Below are 21,468 nucleotides of genomic sequence, written 5' to 3' on the forward strand. Positions count from 1 at the left end.
ATTTTACTTTTACTCTTCATAGATTTAAAGATACGAGTCTTACATTCAAGTATTACCACCATTATTTTTAGACAATTCATACAAAAATAGAGAAATATAATATTTTTAATGAGTTTTCACTATAAATGTAAGTATGCTGTCTATCTTTTTATCTTTATCCTCATAACACATCATCTGTTATATAATGAATTTATAGAATTTACAGAAAAAATCGCATACCTTTAAAAGTGGTTACGAAACAATTATGTCTATTCCTCAATTAGAAGAATATAGACAGCCTTATCGTTATTTATACCGACTGTTATCTGTGCAAGGTAATGTGGAATTAAAGAAATGGTTAAGTCACCCATCCTATTTTTAAATACAAATGAGAGGGAGTATACAATGGATATTCAGAAAAAGCGTTATGTAACAGAAAGTGAAATACAGCAAATGAAGGATTTGGCTTATATTTGTGGGCAACAAGACAATCTTGATTACTCTTCAGATTTACATATCAACTTTTTAAAAAATCGAAATGAAGATTATATAAACGATTTTCTTCTTTATAACGGTACTCAATTAATTGGCGCTTTAAATATGTATGATTTCGAAAGACCAACAAAGCTTGAACTAATAGGCTTTGTACATCCTCATTTTAGAAAACAACGTTTCGGAACTATCCTTTTACAAACTGCAATGAAAGAAATACAAAATAGAGAGACAGATGAAGCTCTTCTTATTATTAATGGGGATTCTATTTCTGGGAATGAATTTGTAAAACATATGAAGTTACCATATTTATATAGTGAATATAGTATGGAGTGCAAAACAAACAAAATTCAAAAAACAACAGATAATAATATACAGCTTACTCTTGCACCTTCAGAATCACTTCTTGATCTTATTAAAATTTCTAGTAAAGCTTTTGGTGATTCAGTAGAAAATACGACCACATGGTTACAAAAAATGATGAATTCATCTTCCCATCAAGTTTACAGTGCCCTTATTGCTGAAAAAGTGATAGGAACAATTACAGTTTCTAAACAAGAGCAATCTACTACACTATCAGGATTCGCCGTTCATCCTTCTTATCAAGGTAAAGGATACGGAAAAGATATTCTTTGTAATATAGTACATACTCTTATTACAGAAGGAGTTTCAACAATTGAGTTAGACGTCGAAACGAAAAATATCCACGCTTTAAAACTATATACACAATGTGGTTTTGAAATTAACACGAGGCATGACTATTATAATTTAATGAATTTTTAGGTGAATACATATGTTAAAAAAACAATTTATTTTAATTATGATATTTTAGCAGACATCTATAATAAACATTGGGGACATTTTGTTGAATACTCCTATCCAGCCTCGTTTTACAAGATGCTCTTCCCTACTCTCGTATATTAGATTTTTGTTGCGGGACTGGTCATCTCTGCCGGTGATAGTTTAATTTAGATGAACTAAAAAGTGTGTTTCGCAAAGTTTACTCCGTATTACATAACGAGGGTATATTCGCATTTGATATGAATAAAAAAACTGAATCGAAATGATTCAGTTTTTTCTTAATATATTTACAATTGCAGTTGTTTCGTCATTTTCTTTATAGACACGCGGAATTCTTCTATCTAGCATACATGTAACTTCATAGTTTATTGTGCCTAACATATCCGCTATTTCTTCTACTGCGATATTTTCTTCACCTTGTTTACCGTAGAATACTACTTCGTCTCCTACTTGTACTGGCATCGCTTTTGAAACATCCAACATTAACTGATCCATACAAACACGGCCAATAACAGGTACTCGAACCCCGTTAATTAACGCATAGCCTTTATTAGATAATTGACGATTATAACCATCAGCATAACCAATTGGTACAGTCGCAATCCATTCTTCACCAGTTGTTACATACGTATTCCCATAACTTACACCACGATTCTTCTTCGCATGTTTAATATGAGCTACTTTTGATTTTAACGACAACGCAGGCTGTAAAGAAACGACTGAATGATCCACTTCTTTTGATGGATACATACCGTACACTCCTATTCCAACGCGTACCATATTTTGAAATGTGTTACTTAATTCCATTGATCCCGCACTATTTGAACTATGAATATATGGTATTTGAATTCCTAATTCTTTCGCTGTATTAACAGCCTTTTCAAATAAACTTGTTTGCATATTCGTATATGATTTATCGATTTCATCTGCCGTAGAGTAATGCGTAAATATCCCTACTACCTCTACATACTCCATACGGTTTAATTCTTCTAAAAATGGTTTAACTTCTTCTTCTTGTAAACCGATACGACTCATTCCTGTATCAATTTTCACTTGAATTTGTACTTTCTTTTGAAGACGGTTTGCAATTTCATTTATACCATGTAAATCTTCTACTCTATAAACAGTCATCATAACGTCATATTGAATTACATCTTCTACAGCCGCTACTGGTGTGTATCCTAAAATTAAAATCGGCACAGTAATTCCTGCTTCTCTTAATTCTATTGCTTCATCTACAAATGCAACTGCAAGTTGATGTATCCCAGCTTCAATTGCAGCTTTGGCAACTTCAACTGCCCCATGGCCATACCCATTCGCTTTTACAGCAGCCATCATCTTAATTTCTTCATCATTTACATGTTTTTTAAATTCTTTTACATTATGTTTTACAGCATTTAAGTCAATTTCTACAATTGTATCTCTTCCATATTTCAAACTCATTGGTCTAACTCCTAACTCAATAATTGCATTCCATTCTATTTCACGTTTCATATGACCTTTTACAATATAATACTTTTCATTATGCTAGTCAAACTACTAGAATTTTCGGAATTTTGAGTATGATATAATATCCTCAAGAAACTATTATATACGGAGACGAGGAGAATTACAATGTTTGTTCAATCTGCATTGCATCAACTAAAAGTTGCTATTGATACTTCTATTTATATGCTTAACCAATATAGTGAAAACGATTTAAAAATACAACCGATTCACTCAAAACGATCATTATTTGAAATGTGTGCACATCTTTCTCTTATTTGTCATGCTGATTTACTCATTTTAAATGGTATTTCAGAAAAAGAATTACATACCTTTTATATAGAACATACACCCGTAACAGTTGCTCACATGCAACAAACGATGATTGAAGGATACAACCTTCTCTCTAAAACATTTCTTTCCTACTCCCAAATAGAATTAGCAGAAGTTATGACTGCCTATTGGGGGATTTCTTATTCGCGCTTTGAATGGTTACTTGAAATCGTTGCACACTTTTATCATCATCGTGGACAAATTCATATTTTATTATGCGAGCATATGAAAGATCCTCGCATTCCTTTATTTGAGTGATTTTCCACTCATTCATTAATTAGCTACAAAACCAATAAAAAGTATCATTCCTAATAAAATAAATGTTTGAGCATAACCTCCTATTTTCATAAGATAAATAGAAATGATAGGTCCTATACTAGTACCTAAAAATAAAATAAAAGTATATTCCCCTTGCTTTCCCTCCTAATTGACCTCCAAGAGAAACTAAAGACGGAACGGGTATAGCAATACCTATTACAAAACAGACACTCATCATTACAAGTAGAGATAGATCCGAAACAAAGCCCATTGAACTTAGACTAAAAATAACAATCAACAATCCTCCTTGAAGAACTTTCCTTACTTCAAACCTCTTTGTTAAAAGACCTGCAAGTGGTGACAGCAACATACCAAACAGCCCTGCTAAGCGAAAATAAAGGATTTGTTCTGCAGTTAAATTGTAAGTAGGAGAGCTCAAATAATTCCCTAAAACAGTATACATATTAACAAAAGCCATTATTAAAACAGGATTTTTCACACTGACTAACTATTAGTTTTAAATAATTCGCAACTTCTTTAAGGCATAAGAAATTCCGCCTTCACTCGCCTTCGTTGTAACGAAATCAGCCCTTCTCTTCAACTCCTCTCCACCATTTCCCATCGCAACTCCTAATCCTACATACTGCAACATCTCAATATCATTTCCACCATCGCCAAAAGCAATGGCTTCTAATTTACTAATGTTTAAATGTTCCAATACTTTTTGAATTGCAGTTAGCTTCGATACTTTACTATCTTCCAATACATTTATAACGTAACCATGAAAACGCTCAAACGTAAGTGCTGGATATCTTTCAATGAATTTTTGAGCTTCTGTATCATCAGCATACAGACATATGCAATACATCTCATCTGATAAGTTTCTAACTTTGTCAGGATACCGCTCTAAATTTAAAGTTTCATTTAACGCTCGCATGACACGTTCATCTTTGGAAGCAATATTATTCATTGCAAATTCTTCTGTAAAGTAAGAAACACTGTGACCATGTAATTCAGCAAAATTTGAAATATCATGAACGATTTCGCTTGAAAGTACTGATTTATGTATAACTTCTTTCCCACATTTTATATGTGCACCATTTGCTGAAATAAACGTATTTATACCTAGTTCCTTAAATTGTGAGCATAAACTATACGGTCTTCCAGTTGTAACAACTACGTGAATTCCTTTATCTATTAACCTTCGTATCGCTTCTTTTGTACTTTCGTGCATGCTTCTATCAATCTCACTTAATAACGTACCGTCAACATCGAAAAATACAACTTTGTACATAAGTCTTTACATCCCGTCCAAATGATTCGTATCATTAATGAAATGCACCGTTTTTTGTTCACCCTCAATTTCAATTAAACTTATTCCCGTATCTCCCATTTTGAAATAGTAGTCCATTGAAATTGGCATTTTGAAAAATGCACGTAATAGACTATTAATTACGCCTCCATGGGCAACAATTGCAATTCGATCATATGTATTCTCTATCATAATTTTAGAAAAGATTCCTTCTATTCTCATTCGAAACTCAATAAATGATTCTCCGTTTTCAAAACGGTCATGAAGAAACTTTGGCTCTGGATATTTCTTTGCTTCTTCAAATGATAAGCCTGCTTGCACTCCATTATTAAACTCCATTAATTCCTCTTCTAATTGAATTGGACAACCAATTGCTTCTGCTAATATTTCACCCGTTTCACGAGCGCGTTTTAATGTGCTTGCCCAAATGAAATCTGGCGCAAAATCTTTTTTCACTTTCTGTACAAGTCTTTGTACTTGTTGTCTCCCTTTGTCAGTTAACTCAAAATCAGCTCGACCTTCATGCACATGTAAAATATCAGCTTCTGATTCTCCGTGGCGTATTAGTAGTATTTGCATGTTTCTCTCTCCCTTTATTTAACATTCATAAAATTCCATTATATCACATTTTAAGATTCCAAAATAAAAAAGGAACGGTCTCCCGTCCCTCATCCATTCACTTTTTCCGCATCATTCCAATAATATTTACTAAACGCTTCTGTTAACACATCAATTGTGTTATATAATTCATCTAACGTATTATCAACACCACCAACTTCAATTAACATCGCATTTTTCGATAAATCTTGATTATAAACGCCATTTCCATCTTTTTTATACTTGGGAAAAATCCCTCTACTTAATCCGTAGTAGTTTTCATCTAAATAACTATTGATCGCTCTTGCAATTTTTTCATTTTCAGCACGGCCTTCATTTTCCATCCCAATTATAAAATATAATCTTGCATACGATTTTCCGTTAATTACTTTTGTTGTTACTTTCTTACGCTGATCGTCACGGTGTATATCAATTGGAAACGCAATTTTATTATTTTGTGCTAATGCTTCTTTTACATATTCATGAGACGCTTTATATGATTGCGGCCATTTCCATTTTTTACTCGCTAATAAATCACCCATATTCGTTTTATCGTGAACTACCGGAATTCCTTGTCCTTCAAGTTGCTCTTTCATACGTTTCCCTAGTAAGGACACATTTACATCTGGACTTGATGGATCCGTAGCCCCTGGTAATAATGGAAAGAAGGATTCCCAGCTATGTGTATGATAAATATATACTGCACTTTCACCTTTTTTCGCTCCGTTCTTTTTCTGAACCGGATTATTCTTTTCCGCTTCTGTAACTTTATCTTTTGCTACTTCCCGTTCTTTCGTTACTTCTTCAATCGGTACACTAGATTCATTTGGGATATTCGTCAAGTTTGTCCCTTCCCCAGCTACGATAATATTAGAATAATACTTTGACATACCAGGTACTTCTTTACCGACGAATGTTCTTAAATCTTTAATTTTCAAATCTGTCGCAATAGAGAACATTAAATTTCCAACTGACTCTCTTTTATTCTTCTTAAAATAATCAAATCCGTAATAGCGATTCTCACTTTCTATCATTTGAACAAAACCTTGCATCGATACTTTTCCAAACCATTGATTTGCATAATTCGATTTCATTGTATGTAAAAATGACGTCAAAATCGACGCTATCATAATTACTATTAGCGCATATAAAAGGAGTAACGAAATCAGTTTCTTCCCATGTATTCGAGTTGCATACTTTTTCACTGCATCACCTTCTTTATACATGGATATGTACAAGCTTTTCGGAATATACGCAAAAAAAAGAGAAATGGTATCCCATTTCTCTTCCTCACTTTTATTGTTCTTTTCCTGTATCATTTGAAGGTAGTTTCTTCACTTGTTTTTCTTTAAATATTTCTCCAATTGCCCCAAGAGTACCAAGTGTTTCAATTGCATTAGACGGAATAAAGACTTTATTTGCTGGTCCTTTTGCAACTTCAGCTAATGATTCAAATGATTTGTAAGCAAGTATACGCTCATCCAAATTCGCTTCACGAAGCAATTCAATACGATTTTGTTCTGCTTTTGCGATTTCTTCAATTGCCCTTGCTTCCCCTTGCGCTTCTAATTCTTTTGCTTCTTTTATACCTTCAGCTTCGCGAATACGCGCTTCTTTATCCCCTTCAGCCATCAAAATTTTACTTTGCTTTTCCCCTTCAGCACGAAGGACTTTATCTTGTTTTGCTGCTTCAGCTTCTAAAATAATCGCACGTTTATTACGCTCAGCCTTCATTTGTTTTTCCATTGATGCTTGCACATCTTTTGGCGGGTTAATATCAACAACTTCGACACGTTCAATACGTACGCCCCATTTTTCTGTTGCTTCATCAAGCGCTAAGCGGATTTCTGTTGAAATTTTTTCACGACCAGATAACGTTTCATCCAGTTCCATTTTACCGATAATTTGACGCATCGTTGCTGAAGTAATATTACGAACACCATATTCATAGTTTGAAATACCATATGTCGCAAGTTCTGGTTCAACAATTTGATAGAAAATAATAGTATCAATTTCTACTTGAACATTATCTTTCGTAATTACCTTTTGCGGTGGTACATTCGTTTGTTGAATACGTAAGTCATGATATACACGAACACGATCTACAATTGGTATTAAAATATTTAACCCTGGGTGCATGATACGTTGAAACTTACCAAATCTTTCAACAACCCCAACTTTTTGCTGAGAAATAATTTTAATTGTTAATGCGATAAATGTAACTACAATTAGTGCGAATATAATCGTTAACGTTAATGCTACCATATTTATTCACTCTCCTTTTTCACTTGTAATATAGTACTATGCCTCTTTATAACAACGACTTTTTCTCCAGCATCAATTGAAGAATCTGCAATAGCTGTCCAAGTATCTCCATCCACTTTCACAATACCATTCGCTTCATTTGTAATCGCTTGCATAACAATCCCTTTTTTACCAACAAGCATATCTACTGTATCAGTAAAACCTTTTGCTTCTCGAAAGTTTTTTGAAATTCTTTTCGTAAAGAATGTCAAAGTTAAACTTACAATTGCACCAACAGTAATTTGTAACAGTAGTGCATCAGGAGCAAACAAAGCAATAAGACCTCCGACAACAGCTCCAATTCCAAGCCAAAGCATGTAAAATGTAATCGACAACATTTCTGCGATAAATAAAATACCAGCTATTATAAACCAAATTACCCAAGCAGCCATATGCAACCCTCACTTTCTTTCTCATTTTCTATATGTATATGAAGAAAAGAATGGTTTATCCGCCCTTTCTTACACTTGGGCGTTTGCTACAAGCTATTGTACATACTCACTGTTACAATGATTATTAATATAATACTATATCAATATATTCTTCATTATACATGAAAATCCCTTTCAAAAAGTGACAAAAAATTAAATTCTTTAAAAATTTTAATTTTTAAATTACAATTATTCTAATTACTAAATACTATTTTTTATAGAGGTGATAATCTTATTGAGAAACCTGTCACTAATCTACTATTTAGGTTCCAAAATATGCATTACTCTCGCTGACATCGTATATGTAATGATTATTACAACTCATATTTATATAGCAACTAAATCAGCTACTATTACTGCTCTTTTTCCATTATTACAAGTTATCACAAATCTAATTGCTAACATCTCTGCACCACTTATAATAAATCGTTTTCCATCTTATACGCTGTTATATACGCTCCAATGGCTGAAAACAGTCTTTTTACTATTATTAATGATTTTGTTCCCGTTCTTCTCAGCAAACATTATGGCTCTATTAACTTTTATTTTTGTCATTTCATTATGTAGTGGGTGGAGTGCTCCATTATTATACAGTATTCTTCCGCGCCTTACACCGAAAGAAAAATTAGTAAAAGTAAATAGTATCTTTTCCTTTTCAACACAAATTGTGCAAGCCGTTGCTTATTCATTTACGAGTATTGTCGTTCTTCTCATTGGCGCTACTTCTACACTCATGATTAATAACATTTTAATGATTTTCGGATGCATTGCATTACATTTTTCATTACGTTCCATACATACTGAAAGAATAGCAGATTCTCCCTCTTCCAAAAGTACTGTTTTATTGGAAGGTTGGAAACTCCTATTTCAAAATCCTTCTCTCCGTACCGTTACATATATGGACTTAATCGAAACTTTCGCAGGGACAATATGGATTGGTGCTATTACGATGGCATACGTTACGACTATCCTTCATAAGGGCGAAGAATGGTGGGGATATATTAATACAAGTTATTATGTTGGCACGTTAATCGGTGGTCTATTAGCCTGGAAAATGAGTTCCTATATTCAAAACAATTTAATACGATCTATGTCGATTGGCTCTCTTATGTTTAGTATTCTTACATTTTTATACGGTATGACAAGCAGCGGATTTATTGCGCTTTTTCTATGTGTTCTAATGGGACCATGTTATCAAATTAGAGATATTTCCCAAACGACTGTTTTACAATCAAGTGTCGCCCCTGCTTTATTATTCAAAATGTATACAGCACATGGTGCACTTCTTTCAACAGCCTCTGGACTATCTATGCTTAGCATTGGCATTATTACTGATATGTTCGGTGTTCGTACAATTTATATCATTGCTTCTATTCTTATTTTATGTTCCGCTTGTTTATCTTTTAGTTTATTAAAATATCATAAGACAGAGCAGAACGATATTTCAATTTAATCACTAAAACAAAGAGGACAGGGATTCCTGTCCTCTTTGTTTATTCTATTCATGATAAGTTGGGGATTTTTCTATGCTTTGTCGCTTGTTCAAAAGCATAAGCTAGCTTAATTAATACCCCTTCACTAAAGGCAGTACTTGCAATCGTAATTCCAAAAGGTCTCCCGCTTTCCATATACCCAGCTGGTATTGCTATAGACGGATAACCCGCTTTCGCACATATAGTAGAACCTATATAGGAAGGAAACAGTATCGCATCAAGATTATATTTTTCCAATGCAAAATCAATGCCTTGTTCTTGAGAAAAATATATATCTTCTAATCTCGCATTTAAATATTCTGGATTTCGTAACGTATTTGGAAAGTCTTTTCTTCCCTCTAACTTGGTTTGTCCATATTTTAAAGCTCTTTCTGCTATGTTTTTATTAAACTCCATTAACTCTGAAATAGAATGTACCGGAATAGTAGAAGGTAATTTAGAAAGATAGTTATCTAAACTATGCTTCAGTTCATAAAGCGGAACTCCCCAACTCCATTTTCTATGAAAAGAAGGAATATCAATATTTTCTACTACTGTCGCTCCTTCATTACGTAATACTTGGATCGTTTCCTTAAACAAGATTTCATCATACTCACCATTTTCGTAATAATCTTTTGGTGCAGCGTTAAACACACCAATCTTCGCTCCATTTAAGCCATTAACATCAAGATATTTTGTATAATCATGCTCTGCCCTACCTTCACTTCTATGAGTAGCAACATCTTTCTCATCTACCCCAATTAAACTCCCTAGCAAAATAGAAGCATCGGTTACCGTTCTAGCAAATGGTCCAGCTGTATCTTGTGAATAAGTAAATGGAATAATTCCTCTACGACTAATTAAACCGACAGTCGGTTTAATACCTACTACAGAATTTTGAACAGCGGGGCTCAAAATAGAAGCATCGGTTTCTGTCCCAACAGATACTACTGTAAAGTTAGCAGCAACTGCTATCGCAGATCCTGTACTAGATCCGCCAACAAACATATGATCCTTGCCCGTTCCGTATGGATTGATTGTTTGACCACCTTTTGCACTATATCCAGCCCACATTTCAAAAGACATTGCATTTGCTAATTCTGTCATATTCGTTTTTCCAATTATCACTGCCCCTGCTTCTCGCAGTTTAGTAACAAGAAATGCATCTTCACTGCTTATATTTTGTTCTAGAGCTATTGTACCTGCACTTGTATGCATGGAGTCATTCGTTTCAATATTATCCTTAAGCAAAACAGGTATTCCATGCAATGGTCCCCTTACGCCTTTTGTCTTTCTTTCATAATCTAACGCTTCTGCAATAAAAATAGCATCTGGATTGATTTCTAAAATTGAATTGATTTTCGGTCCGTCTTGATCATACTTTGCGATTCTATAGAGATAATACATTACTAGCTCTTTTGAAGTTAACTTTCCAGATTCCATTTCATTTTGAATATCTTGAATTGTTAATTCCTTTTTTAAGATTGGATTAAACTGAATTTCCATTTATATTCTCCCTTATATGAACTTTTTTAGCGTATAACCCTTAATTTTTCAATTTTTCACCTCAACACATCCTAAATTAATATCCCTTTAAAGAAATTCAATTTCCTTATTTAAACACCTTTAATTTCCCGAAAAATAAAAAAAGTCTGAAACGGATTAAACTTCGCTTCAGACTCTTACATTACTGTGCGTATACTTCATCTAACAAATGTAAAAACTCACCTTGTTTCCCAGCTAATTCATGGCATTTTGCAATATCAACCCATTCGTAGCAAAATACTAATCCTTTATCTTCCTCACCAGCACTTACAATATGTTCCCAAGTATCCTTTACATCTGTTAGTAAAGTTACATGAAAAAAGTGGCGTTTTTCATATTCCTGTTTTTCTTTCATATGTATGATGTAATCTGCTAAAAAACGTTCTATGCATAAATGACGCAATCCGGATTCTTCCTGTACTTCACGCAATATAGCCGCTTCTAACGTTTCACCTTCATTAACCGTTCCTCCTGGCACTTGAATACCAGCTTCATGTATATCACGATGTTTAAAAACAAGTAATTGCATAACCCCCTCTTTTTCTCTTGTAATATATGCATGTACTTTTTTCTTATATAACATCGTCATTATACGTCTCTCCCCTCAATCATTTACTCTGTTACTTCTTCAAGCGTCAGTTGATTATCATACAAATATGTAGCTTGTGGATTTCCCACATACCTTACGTGCCATGGTTCATACCGATAACCCGTAATCGTTTCTTTCGCTTTTGTGTATCGAACAACAAAACCAAATTTATGGGCATTTTCAGAAAGCCACTGACCTTCTTTCGTTTCCCCAAAAACCGTCTCTAACTGAAATTTAGCAGATTGAGACGTAATATCCATAGCTAGTCCAGTTTGATGCTCACTTGTGCCAGGAACCGCGCTAGACATTGCTGTTTTTGCTTCCCCGTCTTGTTTTTTATACATCGTATTTAATGCTTTTTGTCGATCAAAAGATCTAAATCCAGAAACTGCAAAAAGAAAAATACGCTCGTTGTCAGCCTGCTGAAACATATCCTCAAGCGCCCTCGCTGCCTCTTTTCTCATCTTTTTCTTTTCTTGATCACCTTCACTAGAGTAGCGCACTTTCGGAATAACTAAATCTGGCGGTCTATACCCATCTGGTAAACGCCTACTTTTATTTACAAGTACAAGCATTGAATTCGGATTATTAATTACCGCAATATCCCCATCCATATTAGCAATCGTTTCTTTCGCTTTCGGAAATATGCTATTTACACTTACTTCCCGCGCCTGCTTATCCTTATACATTTTATAATTGATTCCTGCTACTCCAATAATAATTATTGCAGCTACAATACCAAGTAGTGCCCATCTTTTTTTCATATAACGACCTCTTATTTTAATAATTTGGCCATTTCATACTCATCGATGCCCTTTCCATCGATAATAAGAGCAGCTTTTTTGACACCTTCTTTCTCAAATCCAGCTTTTTTATATAGTGCCTGAGCTCTTGTATTGTGGGCCATTACTGTTAATTCTAAACGCCATACATCATGTAATTTTGCCCACTTCTCAACCTCTTTAAACAATCTCGTCCCAATACCTCGCCCGCTATACTCTTGCAAAATACCAATTACAATGCTTGCCACATGCCTCTTTCTTTGAATGTTATTTCCATTCACTAATATAAAACCTACTATTCTCTCATCTTCAACTGCTACAAATATTGTTGCATATTCATTTTCCATAAATCGATGGATCATTTTTTCTTGTTGCTCAGCTGTAGTTTTCCTTTCTCCTGGTTCATATAGCATAAACTTCGTTTCTTCATCTAATTGCTTACTTAATTGCAAAAATGATGCTGCATCTTCTATTTCGATTTCCCTAATCACTTCAATCACCCTACCAGTTTCATAATAAAAAGTTTTCCTTATAAAAAGATTTTCTCTACTTTCCCGAAAATTCCTTTGTAAATCTCCTACTATAAATTGACAAATTTCGATATTACTATAACAACGACAAATTATGTCTATTCTGTGACGTCTCACCATTACAAAGAAAAAACGCAAGCATTACACTTACGTTTTTTCAAGATTGAAGTGCGCTAATAATTATCGATAGATGTCCTGGCTAATTCACGTTTCACTTTATCCATTCACTTTTTCTGCCTGCCAAAAATATTCACCAAATGCTTTAGCAAGTGCATCAATTGATCGATTCAATTCTTCCTCTGTATTATCTACACCGCCAACTTCAATTAATATTGCTTGTCCTGATAGGTCTTGATTATAGATTCCATTTCCTGTCTGGAACCCTTTTTGAATGACCCCACGGCTCACTCCTGGATATTTCTTATTAATCGCCTCATGTAAAGCTGTCGCTAATTGTAAGTTTTTTTCATAGTTTTTATTTCCTTTCCCTACTACAAATGCAAGCTTTGCATATGACTTATCTCCAATTGTTTTTGTCGTTACATTCTTTCGGGCACTATCACGATGCAAATCAAAAAAGTATTGAAGATCTTTATTTCCAGCCATAGCTTGCTGCACAATTTCTCGTGACATTTTATACGAACTATTACTGTTTAAACCTTTACTTATTAACTTTTGACCAACATCACTCTTATCGTTAGTAGCTCCAATCCCTTCACCTTCTAGTTGTTCACGGAAACGATCTCCTAATATAGAAATATTCGATACAGAACTCGTTGCTTTATTCGGATTCGGGTCATTCGTTAAGTTAAGTAAAGGTAAATAAGATTCCCAGCTATGTGTATGATAAATAAACGCAACTTGTCTCTTCCCAGTCGTTTGGGACGGCTGTTTTTTCTCTTTACTCGTATCTTGTTTAGGTACTTGTCCAGTTCCACTAGTCCGTTCCTTCACCACTTCTTCAAGAGGAACACTCGACTCTATCGGTAAGTTAGAATAATTTGTACCCTCACCCGCAATAACAATTTCTGTATCGTACTTACCAAACCCCGGGAGCTCTTTCCCGACGAAACTGCGTACATCATTAAAGCGAATATTTGTAGCCATAGAAAAGAGAAAAGAAGAAATTGAAAAATCTTGATTCAAATTTCGATACTCCTGTGTAAAATAATGATTCTCTTTTCCAAGTACATACATGTAACCATTCATCGATAACTCATTTAACCAATTATATAAATACGTTGACTTTGTCTCTTTCATAGAGGTTACCATCATACTAATAAGAAAAAAAGTCGCTAGCATTGTAGTAATAACAAATAAAACTAACTTACGCATACTTGTAAACTTCATAAAAAAAAAGCCCCGATTCATACTATCACCTCTCTATTTCAAGTTATGTACAAGCCCTAGAGAATAGACCGTTAAAATTTCGGCTATATTGTTAATGAGGTGAAATGAATTGAAGCTATTAATAGGAATATTACCAATTGCTCTATCATTCATTTTTTATTTGTCCGCTAAGCAACCAAAAATCGCTATTGTGCTACATATTTCTGCGTACTTGGCACTGTATGTACTCGGTATAATTATTTCCATTAATATATACGATGTTTTAATACAAGATTTAGTTTTCATGACGAGCATTCATGGAATTTTACTGAATCCATTTTTCCTTATTGCAGGAGCGTATATAGGAACATACACTTTGTACCTACTTTTGTCTCACATTATTATGAAAATAAAAAATGGAGCGTAATGAAATGCAACCACCATTTATCTGTCATACATGCAAAAAAAGAATTGTGAGAAAGAAAGACCTTATTACAGCCACATGGTACTTCCGCTTTTATTTATTTCACAGTGATTGTTTTAAACGACAGCAAGTGTTTATCTCACGATTTCTCCCTGTGAATACACTTTTCAATTTCTTTCTTATTATATATGGACTTATTTTTGGCAGTATTCTTATGATTACAGAACCATCTATTATTTGGCTGACTTTCTTTTTTCCCATTTTTTATCGGTTTCTTTCTTATTATTATGTTGAACGTTTTTTCTCTACAGAACGCGTAGACTGACCTCTCGGAATACTTAAACATTCCCACTCATTTTCTTTTAACATCTTCCCAATGTAAATAATCTGACCAATATGCAATGCATAATGAGCAATTTGCCTTTCAATTGCTTGCATGACAGTATGTGCTTCACCGCGAATGTATACCGTCTTCAATAAGTGTTCCGGCGTTAAAGTATTCATCGTATTAAAAACATATTTCCATCCTTCTTGCCAAGCTATAAGGGTTTCTTCTTTTGAGTGATAGCATCCTTCAAATTCACCATCTCGATTACGATCTGTTTTTTCACCATCAGACGTTAAAAAATCCGTCCATCTAGAACGCATATTACCGTGAAGATGCTTAATAATAATCGCTATACTATTTGTTTCTTCATGAGAAGACCATTGTATTTGTTCATATGATAATTGAGAAAGTGCCCGCTCCCCTTGTTTCTTTGTTGCTTTAAAGTTCGAAATCGCACATTGCAAATATTCTCGTCCGATATCCATATTAGCCCCTACCTTCACCCTAGCTAATTTTTGTTCCATTTGGCAATTTCATATTAGGCTGAAGTAACACAACATCATCAGCTTCAGGAACACCACCAAGCACAAGCACTTCTGATTTGAATCCAGCTACACGCTTTGGTGGAAAGTTTACAACAGCAACGATTTGTTGACCGATTAAATCTTCTGGACTATACCTTTTCGTAATTTGAGCACTTGACTGCTTTATCCCGATTTCTCCAAAATCTATTGCTAGTTTAATCGCTGGTACTCTCGCTTCTTTAAATTCCTCTGCATGTATTACAGTTCCAATTCTCAAATCCAAATTTAAAAAATCTTCAAAATTAGCCATTTATCATCCCCCCCAATTATTACTTAGACAAAATACAAAAATCCCCTTCAAAAAAAGAAAGGTGCCTAAGCACCTTTCTTTTGTAATTCACTTGATTCATTTGATTTATAGAAGAAGAAACCGAGAATCCCGCCAATACATGATGGAATTAACCATCCGATTCCTTCGTTATATAACGGTAACATTTGTAGTACATTAGAAATCGCGTCAATTTTAATTTTCGCACTTTCTAAACCGTTAAAGAAACTAATTAACAATGCACCTAAAATAGCTCCAATATAAATTGTATTACGCTTCCCAATCCACTTATGGAAATACGAAAGTACAATTAATACGATTGCAACTGGATAAATGATCATTAACACAGGTAATGTTACTGCGATTAATTGTGTTAAACCTAGGTTAGATACAATTAAACTAAATACACATACCATTGTTACAATCGTTTTATGCGAAAGTTTTGGGAATAAGTTTGTAAAGAAACCCGCACACGCAGATGTTAACCCAACAGAAGTTGTTAAACAAGCGAGTATAATAACAAGCCCTAATAAAATTTTACCACTCGTCCCATATAGCTCATTTACAACATTCGTTAAAATAAGACCACCGTTTTCTGAGATACCAAGTGATGTACTTGTTGAACCAAGATAAGCAAGTGATAAATAAATTAACGTTAAACCAAGTACAGCAATAATACCTGATACTACTGTTATTTTTGCAATTTGACTACTCTCTTTTATCCCTTTAGAGCGGATAACTTGTACAACGACAATTCCGAATACGAGCGCGCTAATTGCATCCATCGTTAAATATCCTTGAATAAATCCACCAAAGAAAGCATTTTCTTTGTAAGCAGCTAACGGCGCAGCTGGCTCTCCAATTGGATCAATAATTGCCTTTCCGACAATAACAGCCACAATTAATACTAATAATGGTGTAAGAAACTTTCCGAACCAATCCACTAATTTAGATGGATTTAATGATAAATACCACGTTATTCCGAAGAAAACTATCGTGAAAAGAAATAGCATGTACCACTCTGAAACCATTGCCTCTGATAAAAAAGGCTTCATACCCATTTCAAACGAAACAGCTCCAGTACGAGGAATCGCGAAAAATGGTCCAATTGCTAAATAACTAATCAATGGGAAAATAAACGCAAATATAGGGTGGACTCTAGAAGATAGCGCTTTCAAGTCCCCCTCTACAAACGCGACAGCTGTTACAGCTAGTAGGGGTAATCCGACTCCCGTTACAAGGAATCCTATTGTAGCAATCCAAACATTCTCTCCTGCTTGTTGACCTAAAACTGGCGGAAAAATTAAATTTCCTGCTCCTAAAAATAATGCAAATAGCATTAAACCAATTGCTACCGTATCACCTGGCCTTAAACGTCCCTTCATGCTCTTCATTTGCATAGCACTTTTTCATTGTTTATCTCTATATTTTACAATATGCTATGCATCCTCCTCTCTGCTCAAGATGATAAAATATGCCCCTTACAAAGCAGTGTCTTTCTCCATAATTTCTCCATTCCCCTTATTTTTACTCTAATCATTAATATAATTATTATTTTAATTTTTGATTTTTTTGAATTTTTAAATCATTAGAGTGTTATTACGTGGAGTATAGTTGTCAGACCTCTTTGTTTTTATCACACATATAGTAACATATTTAGTTGCAAAATAAAAACATATTTTCAAATTGATTTTTTTGAAAATCGAAATTATCTACATTTTTTATTCTCTTACACAAATATTGTTATAATCTCACCTATTATTCGATCGTTATTTTCAAATAACTTTATACACGTAACATACAAAAGCCATCTAATATAATTTAGATGGCTTTTGTATGTTACTCTATCGTTTCAACTTCACGTGGATTTTTCATCTCTTCCACATACACAACTCTAAATCCGTGATCTTCTAAATCTTTCAATAATGTCTCTAATTCACCGTCGTTAAACTCTTCTCCTAATGTAAACATAATTCTACGAACTAATAAGGCATCATTATCAAAAGTCATCAAACTTTGAATACCAGTGTATTTCTTTAAAACTGTCGATAACTTTTGGATTGCTCCATTATAGTCTTGCGTTCCAATCATGACAGAGTATTTACTAGAGTGAACACCCCATGCATCCTCTAATAACTCAAAAACTTTTTTATGCGTTAAAATTCCAAGGAAAACCCCTTTTTCATCAACTACTGATAAATAAGGCAATTTTTTTATTGTAAAAAATACTTTAAAGAAAGATGAATCTTCTCTCACAAATCCTTCTTTATCGTTTAATAATTGTATTACACTCTCATCAAGTGATCCTTTATATTCTAAAATATCTACTTTATATATATTCCCTAAAAATTTCTCTTTTTTTTCATCTAAAACTGGTACACAACGATACCCCGTTTTATTTAAATGCTCTAACGCTTCCCCTATCGTAATCGAACTTGAGCACAGTAAAACTTCCCTTTTCGGCACGTAATTCCCTTTAATCCTCATAAAAAGCCTCCTTATGTTAAAATACTTTCTGTGCCATAACTATATTATATTTTCAGAAAAAAATAAATAATTTATTTTATTTTTCTGAAAATTATTCATTTTCTTGTCATAATTTATTCATGAATCCTTCACTTGCATATTTTTGCTATCAAATCTTCTCTCTGAATTACTGAATGAAAAATATATTGTAACTTCTTTCAAAAAAAGCTAAAATAAGAATAAGAATTTTCTGAATATTCTAAGAGTAGGTGGTTATATGTCCTTATTACGCTCACATGTATGTAAATTTATAATTGGTATTATTGTTATTTTTGCCATAAGTCCTATTCCAGCTCTTTTTATTACACACAATTATTCTTATCAAAATGGATTTATTAGCATTTTTCAAAACTTCGCACAGCTTTCTTCTATATCAATTCCAAAGGTTGATTGGATGCATGAATCTATCTTTTTCTCAGCAAACCAAATGATACATACTTCTAATCATTCAACACCATTATTCCCTTACATATGGGAAATATATTTTATATCGATTGTTCGTTTTACTTTTACCCTTGCGATCGGATTTTTCATAAGTTTGGGTATCGGCCATTTATTTTTCAAATTACCTAATTCGTTTAAAAAGTTTACTACTGTATTGAAATGGATACCTTACTCTTTTTGCACTGTAGTATTACAATGTTCAGTCTTATTACTACTTCTATACATCGCACAATTTATAAACCTTCCTTACTACTCATCATTTATCATCGTATGTAGTACTTCCATGATTATCGTTATGCAAGCAGTAAAAAAATGGATTCCTTTCTTAAAAAACACAAATGAATATGAAATAAAACATGATTCTTTTCTTGTGGATACATTGTTTTTGGCGCTTACTTCGAATCATAAATCAATTTTAGGTTCCATTATTCTTTCATTCGTTTTTATGGAATGCGTTTTTCATGCAAATGGACTGTTACAATTTATCGTTCAATTTGGCGGAAATTCACCCATAATTGTTACAATCGGCTTATTACTACTCTATATCCCATATAGCATACTTTCTTTCCTTCAAACACTATGGACCACAAACTACTCCAAACAACAGTCATACACTTTGACGAGAAGTGTTCCAAAACCTTAATTTAAAATAACCCTCTATAATCTAAAAGTAGGGGGTTATTCCTTTTGTATAGCGGACAAAATAACAGCAAATTCAAAAACTATTACAGAAACATACCAATATTTACCCTTTTCCTTTGACTATTCTTTTCATTTGGATTTATTATAAAAGTATAACATAATTGCAGGAGGTGACATCTTTATTCCAAACCTTGGAATGGAGAACACGCTTGGACATATTAAATATTTTTCTCATCTTTGTACTTATTCTTATTTCTGGCTTTTTCGTTGCATCAGAATTCGCTGTTGTAAAAGTACGAAAAAGTCGAATTGACCAACTTGCAAATGAAGGTAATAAACAAGCTTTAGCTGCAAGAAGCGTCCTATCTAATTTAGATGTTTATTTATCAGCTTGTCAGCTCGGAATTACAATCACTTCTTTAGGACTTGGTTGGCTTGGTGAACCAACTGTGGAGCATATACTACGACCGCTCTTTGAAAAAATTAATATTACTGGAACAATGGCTAACACTTTATCTTTTGTTATCGCTTTTAGTGTTATTACATTTTTCCACGTTGTATTAGGTGAATTAGTTCCAAAGTCTTTCGCAATTCAAAAAGCAGAAGCGATCACACTCAAATTTGCAAGACCGCTTATTTTATTTGATAAAATTATGTACCCATTCATTTGGCTACTCAATAGTACAGCTATATTTTTCACAAAATTACTCGGATTAGAACCTGCGAAAGAAAGTGAACTTGCTCATTCTGAAGAGGAATTGCGACTCATTTTAGGTGAAAGTTTTAAAAGCGGTGAAATAAACCAAACCGAATATAAATATGTAAATAACATTTTTGAATTTGATGATCGAGTTGCAAAAGAAATTATGGTTCCTCGTACCGAAATGATTTGCTTATCTACTGAAAATACGTTAGAAGAAAATATGGATATCGTCGCTACTGAAAAATATACACGCTATCCAATTATCGAAAAAGATAAAGATGATATCATTGGGATGATCAATACGAAAGAAGTATTCCATGATCAAACGAAAGGTATTTATAAACCACTTGAATCTTATATACATCCTGTTCTAACTGTATTTGAAACAGTTCCAATTCGTAAAACGTTAGTCCATCTTCAAAAAAATCGCGTTCAGATGGCAATCGTTATGGATGAATATGGTGGTACTGCCGGACTTTTAACGATGGAAGATATTCTTGAAGAAATCATTGGAGAAATTCAAGATGAATTCGATGCGGATGAATCACCTATGATTGAAAAGCGTACACCTAAGCTTACTGTTTTAGATGGAAAGGTGCTTATTTCTGAAGTAAATGATATGTTTGGCCTACATATTGATGATAGTGATTTAGATACAATCGGAGGATGGCTTCTTTCTCAAGCAGTTGACTTAAATATTGAAGCTGGCTATTCCATTGAATATGCTGGTTTTCAATTTAAAGTATTAGAACTTGATGGACATCAAGTCAAAAAAGTTGCTGTACATAAACTAGATATTAAAAAGGAGCTATAAAGTGACCGTTTTATTAACAATTTGTATCATTGCCTGTTTCATTGTTTCATTTCTCGCCTTTATTTATCCAATTATCCCTGGCATACTAGCTGTCTGGGCTGGATATTTGATTTACCATTTCGGTATAAATGGAGGCGAATTAACAACTTCTTTTTGGATTATTCAAGTCATTTTCACTCTTTTCATTTTCGTTGCTGATTTTATTGCAAATGGATATTTCTTAAAAAAATACGGTAGTTCTAAATGGGGCGAACGTGTCGGAATGATTTCTATCATTGTCGGATCGTTCTTCTTCCCACCATTCGGACTTATTATCATACCGTTCTTATCAGTATTTATAACAGAACTAGTGCATAAAAAAGCGCCAAAAGATGCCTTTCTAGTTGGAGTCGCTACTGTAGTTGGTTTTTTAAGCAGTACAGTAGCGAAAGCAATTCTCCAAATCATTATGATTATCATCTTCTTGTGTTATATCATCTTTTAACCATCCCGACTT

23 protein-coding genes and 3 pseudogenes are annotated in these 21,468 nt (G+C 33.6%); 10 read left to right on the plus strand and 16 right to left on the minus strand.

The genetic code is table 11. The features are described 5' to 3' along the window. Positions 1-202: 202 nt before the first annotated feature. The 3 genes and pseudogenes from AU379_RS29170 to AU379_RS30980 all read left to right on the plus strand — a co-directional run. Positions 203-361, plus strand: a pseudogene (locus AU379_RS29170) (nitrate reductase); the annotation flags it as partial. 23 nt (positions 362-384) lie between these two features. Further along, a complete protein-coding gene (locus tag AU379_RS13790; RefSeq protein ID WP_061139417.1) occupies positions 385-1,254 on the plus strand; it encodes a GNAT family N-acetyltransferase in 870 nt (289 codons plus the stop codon). Continuing rightward, a pseudogene (locus AU379_RS30980) lies at positions 1,255-1,523 on the plus strand (class I SAM-dependent methyltransferase); the annotation flags it as partial. A gap of 16 nt (positions 1,524-1,539) precedes the next feature. Here the strand turns inward: AU379_RS30980 and alr are convergent. After that, positions 1,540-2,715, minus strand: a complete 1,176-nt coding sequence (alr, locus tag AU379_RS13795; protein ID WP_001987589.1) for an alanine racemase — start codon at positions 2,713-2,715, stop codon at positions 1,540-1,542. 171 nt (positions 2,716-2,886) lie between these two features. On the opposite strand from alr, the gene AU379_RS13800 reads away from it, so the two are divergent. Continuing rightward, complete coding sequence (locus AU379_RS13800; protein ID WP_000498002.1) at positions 2,887-3,348, plus strand: hypothetical protein; 462 nt, start codon at positions 2,887-2,889, stop codon at positions 3,346-3,348. 15 nt (positions 3,349-3,363) lie between these two features. On the opposite strand, the pseudogene AU379_RS13805 reads toward AU379_RS13800, so the two are convergent. The 6 genes and pseudogenes from AU379_RS13805 to AU379_RS13830 all read right to left on the minus strand — a co-directional run. Further along, positions 3,364-3,835: pseudogene (locus AU379_RS13805) on the minus strand (MFS transporter); the annotation flags it as partial. Between the two features lie 30 nt (positions 3,836-3,865). After that, positions 3,866-4,642, minus strand: a complete 777-nt coding sequence (locus AU379_RS13810; RefSeq protein ID WP_000278964.1) for a Cof-type HAD-IIB family hydrolase — start codon at positions 4,640-4,642, stop codon at positions 3,866-3,868. A 6-nt stretch (positions 4,643-4,648) separates the two neighbouring features. Continuing rightward, the gene (locus AU379_RS13815; RefSeq protein ID WP_001166433.1) at positions 4,649-5,239 is read right to left on the minus strand and encodes a histidine phosphatase family protein; all 591 of its coding nucleotides are present in this window, start codon (positions 5,237-5,239) and stop codon (positions 4,649-4,651) included. An 89-nt stretch (positions 5,240-5,328) separates the two neighbouring features. Further along, on the minus strand, positions 5,329-6,576 hold the full coding sequence (locus AU379_RS13820; protein WP_000613905.1) for a stage II sporulation protein P: 1,248 nt from the start codon (positions 6,574-6,576) through the stop codon (positions 5,329-5,331). After that, on the minus strand, positions 6,554-7,522 hold the full coding sequence (locus tag AU379_RS13825) for an SPFH domain-containing protein (RefSeq protein ID WP_061139418.1): 969 nt from the start codon (positions 7,520-7,522) through the stop codon (positions 6,554-6,556). The genes AU379_RS13820 and AU379_RS13825 overlap by 23 nt, the downstream gene beginning before the upstream one ends. A gap of 2 nt (positions 7,523-7,524) precedes the next feature. Beyond that, positions 7,525-7,953, minus strand: a complete 429-nt coding sequence (locus tag AU379_RS13830) for an NfeD family protein (protein ID WP_061139419.1) — start codon at positions 7,951-7,953, stop codon at positions 7,525-7,527. Between the two features lie 274 nt (positions 7,954-8,227). Here AU379_RS13830 and AU379_RS13835 point away from each other — a divergent pair, with 274 nt between their 5' ends. Beyond that, the gene (locus AU379_RS13835) at positions 8,228-9,445 is read left to right on the plus strand and encodes an MFS transporter (RefSeq protein ID WP_061139420.1); all 1,218 of its coding nucleotides are present in this window, start codon (positions 8,228-8,230) and stop codon (positions 9,443-9,445) included. Positions 9,446-9,494: 49 nt separating this feature from the next. Here AU379_RS13835 and AU379_RS13840 read toward each other — a convergent pair whose 3' ends face one another. The 5 genes from AU379_RS13840 to AU379_RS13860 form a co-directional block, all read right to left on the minus strand. After that, on the minus strand, positions 9,495-10,970 hold the full coding sequence (locus AU379_RS13840) for an amidase family protein (RefSeq protein ID WP_061139421.1): 1,476 nt from the start codon (positions 10,968-10,970) through the stop codon (positions 9,495-9,497). A 181-nt stretch (positions 10,971-11,151) separates the two neighbouring features. Further along, entirely contained in the window at positions 11,152-11,598 is a 447-nt protein-coding gene (locus AU379_RS13845; RefSeq protein ID WP_061139422.1) for an NUDIX domain-containing protein, read from the minus strand. Between the two features lie 23 nt (positions 11,599-11,621). Beyond that, entirely contained in the window at positions 11,622-12,362 is a 741-nt protein-coding gene (locus tag AU379_RS13850) for a M15 family metallopeptidase (RefSeq protein WP_000747647.1), read from the minus strand. 11 nt (positions 12,363-12,373) lie between these two features. Continuing rightward, positions 12,374-12,871, minus strand: coding sequence for a GNAT family protein (locus AU379_RS13855; RefSeq protein ID WP_000617574.1), 498 nt, complete (start codon positions 12,869-12,871; stop codon positions 12,374-12,376). A 255-nt stretch (positions 12,872-13,126) separates the two neighbouring features. Next, positions 13,127-14,281 carry a stage II sporulation protein P gene (locus AU379_RS13860; RefSeq protein WP_001079280.1) on the minus strand — a complete coding sequence of 385 codons (1,155 nt, stop codon included), beginning with the start codon at positions 14,279-14,281 and terminating at the stop codon, positions 13,127-13,129. 88 nt (positions 14,282-14,369) lie between these two features. Here AU379_RS13860 and AU379_RS13865 point away from each other — a divergent pair, with 88 nt between their 5' ends. Both AU379_RS13865 and AU379_RS29180 read left to right on the plus strand, forming a co-directional pair. Then, on the plus strand, positions 14,370-14,666 hold the full coding sequence (locus AU379_RS13865; protein ID WP_000770734.1) for a hypothetical protein: 297 nt from the start codon (positions 14,370-14,372) through the stop codon (positions 14,664-14,666). A gap of 4 nt (positions 14,667-14,670) precedes the next feature. Further along, on the plus strand, positions 14,671-14,988 hold the full coding sequence (locus AU379_RS29180; protein ID WP_002098535.1) for a hypothetical protein: 318 nt from the start codon (positions 14,671-14,673) through the stop codon (positions 14,986-14,988). On the opposite strand, the gene AU379_RS13870 is transcribed toward AU379_RS29180, so the two are convergent. From AU379_RS13870 to cbpA, 4 genes are all read right to left on the minus strand, one after another. After that, a complete protein-coding gene (locus tag AU379_RS13870) occupies positions 14,949-15,515 on the minus strand; it encodes a DUF1572 domain-containing protein (RefSeq protein WP_000435829.1) in 567 nt (188 codons plus the stop codon). The two genes, AU379_RS29180 and AU379_RS13870, sit on opposite strands and share 40 nt — an antisense overlap. Further along, on the minus strand, positions 15,496-15,825 hold the full coding sequence (csaA, locus tag AU379_RS13875) for a chaperone CsaA (RefSeq protein WP_001263016.1): 330 nt from the start codon (positions 15,823-15,825) through the stop codon (positions 15,496-15,498). Before csaA ends, AU379_RS13870 begins: the two co-directional genes overlap by 20 nt. 65 nt (positions 15,826-15,890) lie before the next feature. Continuing rightward, positions 15,891-17,243 carry a branched-chain amino acid transport system II carrier protein gene (brnQ, locus tag AU379_RS13880; protein WP_001999653.1) on the minus strand — a complete coding sequence of 451 codons (1,353 nt, stop codon included), beginning with the start codon at positions 17,241-17,243 and terminating at the stop codon, positions 15,891-15,893. A 439-nt stretch (positions 17,244-17,682) separates the two neighbouring features. Continuing rightward, positions 17,683-18,330: a cyclic di-AMP binding protein CbpA gene (gene cbpA / locus AU379_RS13885; protein ID WP_001220526.1), complete on the minus strand. Its 648-nt coding sequence runs from the start codon at positions 18,328-18,330 to the stop codon at positions 17,683-17,685. A gap of 256 nt (positions 18,331-18,586) precedes the next feature. Here cbpA and AU379_RS13890 point away from each other — a divergent pair, with 256 nt between their 5' ends. From AU379_RS13890 to AU379_RS13900, 3 genes are all read left to right on the plus strand, one after another. After that, positions 18,587-19,456 (plus strand): hypothetical protein, encoded by an 870-nt coding sequence (locus AU379_RS13890; protein WP_061139423.1) that lies wholly within the window; start codon positions 18,587-18,589, stop codon positions 19,454-19,456. Between the two features lie 208 nt (positions 19,457-19,664). Then, positions 19,665-20,972 (plus strand): hemolysin family protein, encoded by a 1,308-nt coding sequence (locus AU379_RS13895; protein WP_000353738.1) that lies wholly within the window; start codon positions 19,665-19,667, stop codon positions 20,970-20,972. 1 nt (position 20,973) lies between these two features. Continuing rightward, positions 20,974-21,456, plus strand: a complete 483-nt coding sequence (locus AU379_RS13900) for a DUF456 family protein (protein ID WP_000217334.1) — start codon at positions 20,974-20,976, stop codon at positions 21,454-21,456. Positions 21,457-21,468 lie beyond the last annotated feature (12 nt).

This window comes from Bacillus sp. JH7 (assembly GCF_001563515.1).
GTDB classification, from domain to species: Bacteria; Bacillota; Bacilli; order Bacillales; family Bacillaceae_G; genus Bacillus_A; species Bacillus_A cereus.